11 protein-coding genes are annotated in these 11,883 nt (G+C 70.3%); 2 read left to right on the top strand and 9 right to left on the bottom strand.

Annotated features, from left to right (window positions below; genetic code table 11):
- Positions 1-213 precede the first annotated feature (213 nt).
- A complete protein-coding gene (gene ettA / locus AC57B8_RS05970) occupies positions 214-1,875 on the top strand; it encodes an energy-dependent translational throttle protein EttA (protein WP_062475998.1) in 1,662 nt (553 codons plus the stop codon).
- A gap of 109 nt (positions 1,876-1,984) precedes the next feature.
- Here the strand turns inward: ettA and AC57B8_RS05965 are convergent, their stop codons facing one another.
- The 4 genes from AC57B8_RS05965 to AC57B8_RS05950 are packed head-to-tail and all read right to left on the bottom strand — an operon-like array spanning position 1,985 to position 6,256.
- Positions 1,985-2,671 carry an aminotransferase class IV gene (locus tag AC57B8_RS05965; protein ID WP_496478957.1) on the bottom strand — a complete coding sequence of 229 codons (687 nt, stop codon included), beginning with the start codon at positions 2,669-2,671 and terminating at the stop codon, positions 1,985-1,987.
- Positions 2,668-3,798 carry an aminodeoxychorismate synthase component I gene (gene pabB / locus AC57B8_RS05960; RefSeq protein ID WP_496478956.1) on the bottom strand — a complete coding sequence of 377 codons (1,131 nt, stop codon included), beginning with the start codon at positions 3,796-3,798 and terminating at the stop codon, positions 2,668-2,670. Before pabB ends, AC57B8_RS05965 begins: the two co-directional genes overlap by 4 nt.
- 19 nt (positions 3,799-3,817) lie before the next feature.
- On the bottom strand, positions 3,818-5,200 hold the full coding sequence (locus AC57B8_RS05955) for a TAXI family TRAP transporter solute-binding subunit (protein WP_495260395.1): 1,383 nt from the start codon (positions 5,198-5,200) through the stop codon (positions 3,818-3,820).
- Positions 5,201-5,227: 27 nt separating this feature from the next.
- Entirely contained in the window at positions 5,228-6,256 is a 1,029-nt protein-coding gene (locus AC57B8_RS05950; RefSeq protein WP_369646264.1) for a P1 family peptidase, read from the bottom strand.
- A 40-nt stretch (positions 6,257-6,296) separates the two neighbouring features.
- Between AC57B8_RS05950 and AC57B8_RS05945 the strand changes: the two genes are divergently transcribed.
- Positions 6,297-7,598 carry an NAD(P)/FAD-dependent oxidoreductase gene (locus AC57B8_RS05945; protein WP_496478955.1) on the top strand — a complete coding sequence of 434 codons (1,302 nt, stop codon included), beginning with the start codon at positions 6,297-6,299 and terminating at the stop codon, positions 7,596-7,598.
- A gap of 3 nt (positions 7,599-7,601) precedes the next feature.
- On the opposite strand, the gene AC57B8_RS05940 is transcribed toward AC57B8_RS05945, so the two are convergent.
- The 5 genes from AC57B8_RS05940 to AC57B8_RS05920 are packed head-to-tail and all read right to left on the bottom strand — an operon-like array spanning position 7,602 to position 11,733.
- Positions 7,602-7,892 carry a copper-binding protein gene (locus tag AC57B8_RS05940; protein WP_492727974.1) on the bottom strand — a complete coding sequence of 97 codons (291 nt, stop codon included), beginning with the start codon at positions 7,890-7,892 and terminating at the stop codon, positions 7,602-7,604.
- Positions 7,893-7,940: 48 nt separating this feature from the next.
- The gene (locus tag AC57B8_RS05935) at positions 7,941-8,390 is read right to left on the bottom strand and encodes a DUF411 domain-containing protein (RefSeq protein ID WP_492680591.1); all 450 of its coding nucleotides are present in this window, start codon (positions 8,388-8,390) and stop codon (positions 7,941-7,943) included.
- A 21-nt stretch (positions 8,391-8,411) separates the two neighbouring features.
- On the bottom strand, positions 8,412-8,933 hold the full coding sequence (locus AC57B8_RS05930) for a cupredoxin domain-containing protein (RefSeq protein WP_447746246.1): 522 nt from the start codon (positions 8,931-8,933) through the stop codon (positions 8,412-8,414).
- Between the two features lie 33 nt (positions 8,934-8,966).
- Complete coding sequence (locus tag AC57B8_RS05925) at positions 8,967-10,355, bottom strand: multicopper oxidase family protein (protein WP_496478954.1); 1,389 nt, start codon at positions 10,353-10,355, stop codon at positions 8,967-8,969.
- A 1-nt stretch (position 10,356) separates the two neighbouring features.
- Positions 10,357-11,733 (bottom strand): TolC family protein, encoded by a 1,377-nt coding sequence (locus AC57B8_RS05920; RefSeq protein WP_496478953.1) that lies wholly within the window; start codon positions 11,731-11,733, stop codon positions 10,357-10,359.
- Between the last annotated feature and the right edge of the window lie 150 nt (positions 11,734-11,883).

Genomic DNA, 11,883 nt, shown 5'->3' with positions numbered 1-11,883 from the left:
GGCAGATGAAGGTCAGGGGTGGGAGCCGGAAGACCCGCGGTGATTTGGGGTTTTCTTCGTCCCCGGCAGAGAGCCGGTTTGCGGGCAACTGGACCCGGCAACGAGGACTATTGTCGCATGAGTCGATAATCATGGGTTCGCCGCGCCCGGATCACTGTCCGGACGACCGTGCTTTTACGCAAATCCCAAGCTACCCAAGGTAATCATTCACAGATGGCTCAATACGTCTATTCGATGAACCGCGTCAGCAAGACCGTGCCGCCCAAGCGGCAGCTCTTGAAGGACATTTCGCTCTCTTTCTTCCCCGGCGCCAAGATCGGTGTGCTCGGCCTGAACGGCTCGGGCAAGTCCACGCTGCTCAAGATCATGGCGGGTGTGGACAAGGAATTCGAGGGCGAGGCCCTGCCCATGCCGGGGATGACGATCGGCTATCTGGAGCAGGAACCCAAGCTCAACGCCGAGCACACGGTGCGCGAATCGGTCGAAGAGTCCATGGGCGCGGTGTTCGCGGCCAAGGCCCGCCTCGAAGAGGTCTACATCGCCTACGGTGCCGAAGACGCCGACTTCGACGCGCTGGCGGCCGAGCAGGCCCAGCTTGAAGCCATCATCGCCACCGCCGGCACCGATTCCGAGCACCAGCTCGAAATTGCCGCCGACGCGCTGCGCCTGCCGCCGTGGGACGCCAAGATCGGCCTGCTGTCGGGTGGTGAAAAGCGCCGCGTGGCGCTGTGCCGCCTGCTGCTGTCCAAGCCCGACATGCTGCTGCTCGACGAACCGACCAACCACCTGGACGCCGAATCGGTCGAGTGGCTCGAAGTGTTCCTGCAGCGCTTCACGGGCACCGTGGTGGCCATCACCCACGATCGCTACTTCCTGGACAACGCCGCCGAGTGGATCCTGGAAATGGACCGCGGTCGCGGCATTCCCTGGAAGGGCAACTACAGCACCTGGCTCGAGCAGAAGGGCGAACGCCTGGCGCAGGAGCAAAAGAGCGAAGAAGCCCACGCCAAGGCCCTGAAGAAGGAACTCGAGTGGTCGCGCCAGAACCCGAAGGCACGCCAGGCCAAGAGCAAGTCGCGCCTGGCCCGCTTCGAAGAGCTGAGCGACATGGAATACCAGAAGCGCAACGAAACGCAGGAAATCTTCATTCCTGTGGCCGAGCGACTGGGCCAGCAGGTGTTCGAATTCCACGGCGTCAGCAAGTCCTTCGGCGACCGCATGCTGATCGACAACCTGAGCTTCACCGTGCCGCCGGGCGCGATCGTCGGCATCATCGGCCCGAACGGCGCCGGCAAGTCGACGCTGTTCAAGCTGCTCGCGGGCAAGGAAAAGCCGGACACGGGCGAGGTCGTCATCGGCCAGACCGTGAAGATGGCCTTCGTCGACCAGCACCGCGACGAACTGGCGTCCGACAAGACCGTGTGGGAAGACATCTCGAACGGCCTGGACATCATCAACGTCGGCAAGTTCCAGATGGCCAGCCGCGCGTACGCGGGCCGCTTCAACTTCAACGGCGCCGACCAGCAGAAGAAGGTCGGCACGCTGTCGGGCGGCGAACGCGGCCGCCTGCACCTGGCCAAGACGCTGATCGCGGGCGGCAACGTGCTGCTGCTGGACGAACCGTCGAACGACCTGGACGTGGAAACCCTGCGCGCGCTGGAAGACGCCCTGCTCGAGTTCGCCGGCACCGTGATGGTCATCAGCCACGACCGCTGGTTCCTCGACCGCATCGCCACGCACATCCTCGCGGCCGAAGGCGACAGCCAGTGGACCTTCTTCGACGGCAACTACCAGGAGTACGAAGCCGACAAGAAGAAGCGCCTGGGCGAAGAAGGCGCCAAGCCGAAGCGCATGCGCTACAAGGCCTTGAAATAAGGCTCGCCCCCAGGCTTCGCGCACTTCGTGTCGCTACGCCAACCCCCTACCGGGGGCAACACCAGAGGCCCGGCAAAGCCGGTTCCTCGGTGTTTCTGGTGAAGAAGCCTTAGCGTCGTTCCAAGAGCGCGCGGTTCCGCAAGGGGCCGCGCGCTTTGTCGTTCAGGGGGGCGTTGTCGTCGACAAGGTCCGCGTCGAGCCAGCCGCGCAGGCTGTTGACGAAGGCCAGCGCTTCGATGCGCGGCAGGTCGTCCACGCGCACGACCGCTTCGGCCAGTTGGCCGTCGCGCAGCCGGCGCGCGCGGCCGATGCCGTCGAGCAGCCCGCAATGCAGCGGCGGCGTGACCCAGCGGCCGTCGAGCCGCAGCGCGATGTTGCCGCGCGTGCATTCGGTGATCTCGCCATCGCGGTTCCACAGCAGCGTGTCGAACACGCCGGGGGTGGTCGGTGTGAACGCCTCGTAGTGCGCACGGCGCGTGGTCTTGAAGCGCGAGAACTCGCTGTCGGCCGCGTCGAAAGCGCGCGCGGCCAGCTGCAGGCGCACGCGCGGCGGCGGGGCGTCCATGGCGAAGGCTTCGGCGCGCGGTTGGCCTTGTGCGTCGAGCAGCAGGCGCACGCGCCATGTGCCTGCGGCATGCGTGGTGCGCAACTGGTCCAGGCAGGCCGTCACTTGTGCTTCGTGCCACGGATAGCCGAAGTGCGCCGCCGCGTTGCGCATGCGGGCGAGGTGCGCGGGCCCATCGCGCAGTGCGCCATCGGTCAGCGCCAGGGTTTCGAGCAGCTCGAAGGAGGTCATGGTTGCGAAGATACCGCCGCGCCGAGAAAGGCGCGCTTGTGCCGCCACTCGTCCCACTCCGCATCCGCCTGCGCATCGGCCGTGATGCCGCTGCCGATGCCGCAGCGTGCGGCGTTGCCGCGCAGCGTGACGGTGCGGATCGGCACGTTGAAGGTCGCGTGCCCGCCGGGTCGCACCACGCCCACGGCGCCGCAGTACACGCCGCGCGCGTCGGGCTCCAGCGCGCGGATCATGCGCATGGCGCTCACCTTCGGCGCACCCGTGATGGAGCCGCAGGGGAACAGCGCCGCGAACAGGTCGGCCAGCGTCGTGCCTTCGCGCAGCCGGGCTTCCACGTCGGAGGTCATCTGCCACACGGTGGGCAGCGCCTCGGTGTGGAAGAGGCGCGGCACGCGCACCGAGAAGGGCTGGGCCACGCGCGAGAGGTCGTTGCGGATCAGGTCCACGATCATCACGTTCTCGGCGCGCTCCTTGGGCACGGTGCGCAGCCGCAGCGCGTGGGCCGCGTCCTCGGCGGGCGTGGCGCCGCGCGGCGCGGTGCCCTTCATGGGGCGCACGAGGATGCGGTCGCCGTCGCGGTCGAAGAACAGCTCGGGCGACACCGACAGCACCTGCTCGTCGCCGGTGTCGATGAAGGCGCCGTAGCCGTTGGGCTGCGCCTGCCGCAGCGCATGGAACCAGGCCTGCGCGTCGCCGTCGAAAGTGGCGTGCAGCGGCGCCGTGTAGTTGAGCTGGTACAGCACGCCGTCGGCGATGGCGCGGTGGATCGCGGCCATATTGCAGTCGAAAGCCTCGCGCGACAGCTCGGCCGACCACGCGACGGGCGCCACGGCGGGCGCCGGCGCGTCGGGCCACGGCAATGCCTCGTCATGCACGCCGAACCAGGCCAGCGGCCCGTCGGGTGCATGCACCTCGAACGCCGGGTCGAAGGCCGCGGCGGCCTCGTAGCGCAGGTGGCCGACGCACCATCGGCCTTCGCGGGCCAGCGCCTCGACCGCCTCCAGCACGGGGCGCACCTCGTGCGGCGCATGGGCGACCAGCACGCGCACGGGCGTGCCGAAAGCGGCGCGCAGCCGGGTCGTCCCGTCGGTGCGCGGGTCGGCGAAATCGATCAGCGTGGACAGCAAGCGTGCGCCCGGACCTTCGTCAGGTGGCCGCGCGGACCGGCGCGGCGGTGGCTGCTGCGCCCGCCGAGCCCGCGAGGGCCCGCTTGCGCACCGCGTAGATGTTGTTGCGCAGCGCATAGAGCTCGTCGGCGTACGACAGCGGCACGGCCACCTTGTTGACCACGCGGTCGAGGTCGTCGAGTTCTTCCAGCAGCTTGTCGCGCTCGGCCTGGCTCTGGCGCCCGTCCACCTTGGCCTCGATGTCGCGCAGCCGTGCGTACCAGCGGAACACGCGGCGGCGCACGCGGAACTGGTACAGCGGCGGGATCACGCGGCTCAGCGGCAGCATCAGCACGAGTACACCGCCCAGCACGAGCCACATGCGCTCGACGAGGTTGCTGGCCCAGAACGGCAGGTAGCGCTGCCAGAAGGGCGGCGTGCCGTTGATCGCGCGGTCGCCCTCGGGGCTCACGGGCAGTTCGCTGGTGCGGGTGTTGGGGAAGTCGCGCGCGCGGTTGAACCAGCCGGCGTCGCTGTGCACGGTCTGCGCGGCCTGCGCGAACAGCTGGCGCAGGGCCGGGTGGGTTTCGTCGCGCGACAGCAGCGAGGTGGTGGCCGCGAGCAGCGACACGTCGTGCAGCGGCAGGTCTTTCGACAGGTCGACCACGCCGCGCGGCAGTGTCACGGCCGAGAGGAACGGAAAGCGCCGCGTGTAGGCCTCGGCCTGGCCGAAGTCCATGAGCTGGATGTCGCTCGCGCGCAGCAGCCGCTGCACCTGCGGCGACTGCGGCGCCGAGAACAGCACGATGGCATCGAGCAGCCCGGCCTGCAGCGCCTCGGCCGCGGCGGCCTGCTCGAGGTTCGACAGCAGCAGGTCGTCGGGCCCGAGCCGGTTGGCCTTGAGCAGCCGCTCCATGATCTCGGGCAGCCCGCTGCCGGGCAGGTCGACGTTCACACGCAGGCCGCGCAGCTGCGTGAGCGAGGTCAGCGTGCCGGTCTTGCGGTCGATCTTCTGGGCGGTGTCGGTGCGGTAGAAGAGCCAGATCGGCTCGAAGAACAGCGCGCCCAGCGAGCGCAGGCCAGCCTCTTCGTCGGCCACCGGGTCGGCGCTGCCGCCGCGCACGAAGGCCACGTCGGCGCCGCCGGTGCGCAGCAGCTGCAGGTTCTCGGTCGAGCCCGAGGTGGCCTTGAGCTCCACGGTGATGCCGCTGTGCTTCAGGGCGTCGGCGTAGCGCTTGCCGAACTGCGCATAGGCGCTGCCCGTGGGGCCGGTGGCCAGCGTCACGTGCTTGGGCGGCTGCGGCTGCAACCACCAGTAGGCCGCAATCAGCAGGCCGATGACGATGAACACGATCGGGCCGGCCGAGGCGATCAGGTCGCGGATCGACAGCAGGATCAGCTTCAGGGTGCGGGGAAACGCCATGGGGTGCCTCGTCGTGCGGTGCGCGGGTCAGCCGCGCGGTGCGGCCAGGTCGGCGGCGCAGGGAATGTGCAGCTCGCCCACGGTCACCGCGCGCGCGGCGCGCACCGCGCGCACGGTGGCGATGGCGGTGGCTTCGGCGGCCATGGTGCTCAGCACGGTCATGCCGGGCGCATCGCCTTCCAGCGGCACGCGGCCGGTGGCCAGTGCGAACAGCGTGTCGCCGTCGCTCATGGTGTGCACCGGGTTGATGGCGCGCGCCAGGCCGTCGTGCGCCACCATGGCGAGCCGGTTGGCCTGCACCTTGGTCAGCACCGCGTCGGTGGCGATCACGCCGATGGTGGTGTTGGTGCCCGCCAGCAGCGGCTTGGGCAGGTCGCCGCGCAGCAGCGCGCGGCGCGTGTCGAGCAGGGCGCTGCCGTCCTCGGTGCGCGCGCCGGCCACGGGCAGGGCGGTGTCGGGGTCGATCACGTCGCCCAGCGAATTCACCGCGATGAGTGCGCCGACCGTGACGCCGCCCACGGTGACCGAGGCGGTGCCGATGCCGCCCTTCATCGCGCGGTGCACGCCGAAGAGCTTGCCCACCAGTGCGCCGGTGCCCGCGCCCACGTTGCCTTCGGCGGGCGCATCGGTCGAGGCGGCTTCGCAGGCGGCGTAGCCCGCGGCCGCGTCGGGGCGGATGCGCGCGTCGCCCATCGGCAGGTCGAACAGCACGGCGGCCGGCACGATGGGCAGGGTGCCGAAGCGCACGTCCATGCCGACGCCGCGCTCTTCGAGCCAGCGCATCGCGCCCTCGGCGGCGGCCAGGCCCCAGGCGCTGCCGCCCGCGAGCATGACGGCGTGCACTTCCTGCACGAGGTTGCCGGGCGAGAGCAGGTCGGTCTCGCGCGTGCCGGGCGCGGCGCCGCGCACATCGACACCGGCCACGGCGCCGTCGCGCGCAATGATCACGGTGCAGCCGGTGGGGCGGCGGGTGTCGGAAAAATGGCCGACTTCGATGCCGGCGACGTCGGTGATGGCACCGGCGCGAGAAGAGGGGGAAGAAGACGCAGCGGACATGGCGGCCGATTATGGGACCGCGACCTTTACGATCCCCACAATGACAGTTGCAAGAAGTTTCTCCCCCGAGGGCGGCAGCCGCCACGTGGTGGTGATCGGCGCGGGCGCGGTGGGCTGCGCCACCGCCATCGAGGCCTTGCGCGCGGGCCTGCGCGTGACGCTGGTGGAGCCCGGCGAGCCGGGTGGCCCGCAGGCCACGAGCTACGGCAACGCCGGCTGGCTGTCGTCGCACTCCGTGGTGCCGCCCGCGCTGCCGGGGGCCTGGCGCAAGGTGCCGGGCTGGCTGGCCGACCCGCTCGGGCCGCTGGCGTTGCGCTGGCGCCACCTGCCGCGCGCGCTGCCGTGGCTGTTGCGCTACCTGGCCTCGGGCTGGACCGAGGCGCGCGTGCAGCGCACCGCCGACGCATTGCGCACGCTGCTGGTTGATGCGCCCGCGCTGCATGCACAACTGGCCGCCGAGGCCGGCGTGCCGCAGCTCATCGAGCGGCGCGGGCTGCTGCATGCCTACCGTTCGCGCGCCGAGTTCGACGGCGACGCGCTGGGCTGGCGCGTGCGTCGGCGCGCCGGTGTCCAGTGGGAAGAATGGCCGGCGGACGAGCTGCGCCGCCGCGAGCCCGATCTGGCCGCGCGCTACACGCTCGGCATCTTCGTGCCCGAAGCCGGCCACTGCCGCAGTCCGGGCGCCTACGTGGCGGCCCTGGCGCACCATTCGCTCGCTGCGGGCGCCGAACGCGTCGCCGCCCGGGCCACCGGCTTTCGCATCGAGGGCGGCCGGCTGCGCGCCGTGCGCACCGAGGCCGGCGAGATCGCCTGCGACGGCGCCGCCATCTGCGCCGGCGCGCGCTCGGGCCCGCTGGCCGCGGCGGCAGGCTCGGCGGTGCCGCTGGAGTCCGAGCGCGGCTACCACGTGGTGCTCGAAGGCGCCACGGCCGGCCCGCGCACGCCGACCATGGTGGCCGACGGCAAACTCATCGCGCACTGGATGGACGGCGGCCTGCGCGCGGCGGGCCAGGTGGAGATCGCGGGCCTCGAAGCGGCGCCCGACTGGCGCCGCGCCGAGATCCTGCACGCGCATCTGCAATCGATGTTCCCGTCGCTGGCACCGCCCGGGCCCGGTGCGCCTTCGGTGGCGCACTGGCTCGGTCACCGCCCGAGCCTGCCCGACGGCCTGCCGTGCATCGGCCCGTCGGCGGCCAGCGCCGACATCGTGCTGGCCTTCGGGCATGGCCACGTCGGCCTGTGCGGCTCGGCGCGAACCGGGCGGCTGGCGGCGCAACTGCTGGCGGGCGTTGCGCCGGAGATACCGCTGGCGCCCTTCGATCCGGGGCGCTTCAGGTCCTGAGGTTCAGTTCGCCGGCGTGATCGACAGCACGGTGAGTGCGCCGTCGACCTTGTCGACCGTGAACTTCACCTTGTCGCCGGCCTTCACCTTGGCGAGCAGCGCCGGGTCGCTCACGCGGAACACCATGGTCATGCCGGTCATCTCGAGGTTCGGGATGTCGCCGTGGCGCAGGGTGATCTTCTTGGCGTCGGTGTCGACCTTGCGGACTTCGCCGTCGACCTGGGGCAGTGCGGCCTGCGCGAACGCCGCGGCAGCGAGCACGAGGGTGGAGAGGGCGGTGAGGACTGTTTTCATGGTCGGGGTTCCTTCCTGGTTTGGATGGGATGAAGGGTGAAGAGGGGCTCAGCGGTAGCTCTGGAAGACACGCGTGCTGCCGTCGGCCAGCACCAGCAGCACGTCGTAGGCGTCGCGCTGGTCGCCGTAGGCCGGGCCGTCCATGCCGGGCGAGCCGATGGGCATGCCGGGCACGGCCAGGCCGATGGCCTTGGGCTTTTCCTTCAGCAGGCGCTGCATCTCGCGCGCCGGCACGTGGCCTTCGATGGCATAGCCGCCGACGCGGCCGGTGTGGCACGAACCCAGCTTGGCCGGAATGCCGAGCCGCTCGCGCGCCGGGCCGTTGCCCTCGTCGTGCACGCGCGTGGCAAAGCCGTTCTTGTTGAGGTGCTTGACCCAGTCCTGGCAGCAGCCGCAGTTCGGGTCTTTCCAGATCTCGACCATCGGCGCGGCGGCCTGCGCGGCGAGCGGCAGGGACGCGGTGGCGGCGGCGAGTTTCAGGAGGGTTCGTCGTTGCATGGTGGGTTTCCTTTCAGTGGGTCATCGTGCGGGCGCGGCAGCGGCCCGCACGCGCACGCGGCCGGCCATGCCGAGTTCGTAGTGGTCCTTCACGAGGCAGGCGAAGTCGAAGTCGCCGGCGCGGTTGAAGGTCCAGATCAGTTCGCCGGTCTTGCCGGGCTGCACATGCGCCATCCAGGGCTCGTCGTGCTCCATGCCGGGGTGCTTCTTCATCATGGCGGCATGGTCCTCGATGACGGCGGTGGTGCCAAGCACGAGCTCGTGCAGGTCCTTGCCGCGGTTCTTCAGCCGCAGGCGGATGGTGTCGCCTTCGCGCACCTCCAGGACCGAGGGCGTGAAGGTCATGTCGTCGGCCATCGCGATGTCGATGGTGCGCTTCACGGCGCTGGCCTTGCCGGCGATGCCCCAGGCTTTCTGCTCGGGCGCGAGCGATGCGGCAGCGGCCTTGCCGGCTTCGGGCGCGTGGTTTTCGTGGGCCGTGGCGAAGGTGGCGACGGCCGCCAGTGCGAGGCCGGCGACGAGGGTGGAGAAACGGGTGTTCATGAATGGAATCTCAAAAAAGTTGGATCGATGCGATCAGTGGTTGTGGGCTCCATGGCCCGAGGGCTTGCGCACGGTGGCGCTGCCGCTGTCGGGGCTCGCGGGCGCGGCGCCGGTCTTGCGCGGCGCCACCGGCGCACCGCTGGCCGACACCTCGCGCGCGACCGTGCCGGCCGGGTGCTTGAACCAGCCCGGGTCGCGGTAGTCGCCCGGCTTCTGGTCGCGCCGCACCTTCAGCAGCGTGAACATGCCGCCCATCTCGGCCGAACCGAAGGGGCCGGTGCCGGTCATCATGGGCACGGTGTTCTCGGGAATGGGCATTTCCATCTCGCCCATGTCGGCCATGCCCTTGTCGCCCATCACCATGTAGTCGGGCACGAGCTTCTTGATTTTTTCGGCCACGCCCTTGTGGTCCACGCCGATCATGGTCGGCACGTCGTGGCCCATCGGTCCCATCGTGTGGTGCGCCTTGTGGCAGTGCAGCGCCCAGTCGCCTTCCTCGTCGGCGATGAACTCCATCTGCCGCATCTGGCCCACCGCCACGTCGACCGACACCTCGGGCCAGCGCGCGGTGCGCGGCACGGGGCCGCCGTCGGTGCCCGTGACCTCGAACTCGTGGCCGTGGATGTGGATCGGGTGGTTGGTCATCGTGAGGTTGCCCGCGCGGATGCGCACGCGGTCGCCTTTGCGCACGTTGAGCGTGTCGATGGCCGGGAACACGCGGCTGTTGAAGCTCCAGATGTTGAAGTCGGTCATGGTGTTGACCTTGGGCGTGGCGCTGCCGGGCTCCACGTCGAAGCTGCCGAGCAGGAAGCAGAAGTCGCGGTCGACCTTCTCGATCAGCGGATGCTCCGCCTTCGGGTGCGTGACCCAGAAGCCCATCATCCCCATCGCCATCTGCACCATCTCGTCGGCATGCGGGTGGTACATGAAGGTGCCGGGGCGCCGCGCCGTGAACTCGTAGACGAAGGTCTTGCCCGGCGGAATGTGCGGCTGCGTGATGCCGCCCACGCCGTCCATGCCGTTGGGCAGGCGCTGGCCGTGCCAGTGCACGGTGGTGTGCTCGGGCAGCTTGTTGGTCACGAAGATGCGCACGCGATCCCCCTCGACCACCTCGATGGTCGGGCCGGGCGACTGGCCGTTGTAGCCCCACATGTTGACCTTGAAGCCGGGCGCCATCTCGCGCACGACGGGTTCGGCGACGAGGTGGAATTCCTTGACGCCGGCGTTCATGCGCCAGGGCAGCGTCCAGCCGTTGAGCGTGACGACGGGGTTGTAGGGGCGGCCGTTGGGCGGCACGAGCGGTGGTGCGGTGGCGGTCGATGCCTGTGTCACCGGCTCGGGCAGCGCAGCCATGCTCACGCGGCTCACGGTGGAGGCGGCGACGGCGGTGGCGGCGCCCGCAAAAAAGTTGCGACGGTTCATGTCAGTGGCCTCCCGCCGCAGGTTCGTTGGTGGCCGCGGTCTGCAGGGCCGTCATGCCGCCGGGCGAGCTGCCCGTGAGCACCAGTTGAAGATCGGTGTCGGCCAGCCAGAAGTCGCGCTGGGCTTCCATGCCGGCGTTCACGGCGAGCATGCTGGCGCGCGTTTCGCCGAGCAGCTCCCACACGCTGGCGAGCATGCCGTTGTAGCGCAGCACCATCTCCTCGTTGACCTGCTTGCGCAGCGGCAGCACCTCGTCGCGGTAGCGACGCGCCAGGGCGTAGGCGGTGTTCCAGCCCTGCCAGGCTTCGCGCGCCTCGCTGGCGGCGAGCACGCCCACGTCGCGCACGCGCGCGGCCGACTGCAGGTACTGCGCCTCGGCGCGGCCGCTGCGGGCCTGGCCCCAGTCGAAGATCGGAATCGGCAGCTCGAGCTCGAAGCCGCGCGTGGTCGATTTCGAGCGATCGGCATCGTTCTCGAAGGTGGTGTTGCGCACCACGCCCAGTTCCATCGCGTTGATCACGCTTGTGGCGTGCGTCAGGCCGAGCGAGCCGGCCACGGCCGTGTTCTGCGCCCGCGCCGAGCGCACGTCGAGCCGGTCGCGCAGCGCCAGGGCCTGCACGTCGCCGAGTTCGGGCGCGGCCTTCGGCAGCGGCGGCAGGCGGTCGGGCAGGGTGTAGCCGGTGCGCGCGCCGCTCAGGCCCAGCAGGCGCGTGAGCTGTTCGCGGCTGGCGACGGCCGCCTGTTCGGCGCGTGCGAGCTGCGCGGACGCGTCGGCCAGCAGCAGCTGTTCGCGCGTGCGCTGCAGCGCGCTCCAGTTGCCGACCTGGGCCATGCGGTGCGCCAGTTCGGCACCGGCTTCGGTCGCTTCCTTCGCATCGCGCAGGTAGCTCACGCTCTGCTGTGCGGCCACCGCGCGCACCCAGGCGCGGCGGGTGTCGGCGGCCAGCAGCAGCACGCTTTGCGCGGCCTGCAGCTTGGCCGCTTCGTGCCGCTGGCCGGCCCAGCGCGCCTGCCACGGCAGCGTGAGCAGGCCCACCACGTTGAAAGTCAGCATGCGCTCGAACTCGCGCTCGCTGCCCTGCGCCAGCCGACTGAAGGACAGCACCGGGTTCGGCAGGCTCGCGGCCTGCACGCGGTCGGCGTCGCTCAGTTGCAGCGTGGCAAAGGCCTCCTGCACGCGCGGGCTGTTGACGAGCGCGATGCGCACGGCGGCCTCGGCGTCCAGCGGTTTGGCCAGCAACGCGTCGACGCTTTGCTGCGAGGCGTCGTCCGGCTTGCGCTGGGCTGCGGCGCCCGCCATGAGCGGGTTGCCGTCGACCAGCGCCTGCACGTCGCCGGCGCCGCCGTCGGGCGACAGGCTGGCGCAGCCGGCGAGCACCAACGCAGCGGTCAGCGCGGTGGCGGTTCTGAGGAATGAAAAGTGACTTTTTCGCCCGAGGGGCGGGTTATCTGTTCGATAGCGGGGGATGCCGGCATACGGCCGGCGAGCAAGGGAATTCACGAGCGATCTCCATGGGCAATACGGCGA

It is taken from the genome of Variovorax sp. BGA-UO-ETr-C22, assembly GCF_059567965.1.
This window is presented reverse-complemented; position numbering and strand designations above follow the sequence as displayed.

What these genes read in the sequence shown, in the direction of transcription:
- ettA (WP_062475998.1), top strand. Translation starts at nt 214, where the DNA reads ATGGCTCAATACGTCTATTCGATGAACCGCGTCAGCAAGACCGTGCCG.
- AC57B8_RS05950 (WP_369646264.1), bottom strand. Translation starts at nt 6,256, where the DNA reads ATGTCCGCTGCGTCTTCTTCCCCCTCTTCTCGCGCCGGTGCCATCACC.
- AC57B8_RS05955 (WP_495260395.1), bottom strand. Translation starts at nt 5,200, where the DNA reads ATGGCGTTTCCCCGCACCCTGAAGCTGATCCTGCTGTCGATCCGCGAC.
- AC57B8_RS05935 (WP_492680591.1), bottom strand. Translation starts at nt 8,390, where the DNA reads ATGCAACGACGAACCCTCCTGAAACTCGCCGCCGCCACCGCGTCCCTG.
- AC57B8_RS05940 (WP_492727974.1), bottom strand. Translation starts at nt 7,892, where the DNA reads ATGAAAACAGTCCTCACCGCCCTCTCCACCCTCGTGCTCGCTGCCGCG.
- AC57B8_RS05930 (WP_447746246.1), bottom strand. Translation starts at nt 8,933, where the DNA reads ATGAACACCCGTTTCTCCACCCTCGTCGCCGGCCTCGCACTGGCGGCC.
- AC57B8_RS05925 (WP_496478954.1), bottom strand. Translation starts at nt 10,355, where the DNA reads ATGAACCGTCGCAACTTTTTTGCGGGCGCCGCCACCGCCGTCGCCGCC.
- AC57B8_RS05945 (WP_496478955.1), top strand. Translation starts at nt 6,297, where the DNA reads ATGACAGTTGCAAGAAGTTTCTCCCCCGAGGGCGGCAGCCGCCACGTG.
- AC57B8_RS05965 (WP_496478957.1), bottom strand. Translation starts at nt 2,671, where the DNA reads ATGACCTCCTTCGAGCTGCTCGAAACCCTGGCGCTGACCGATGGCGCA.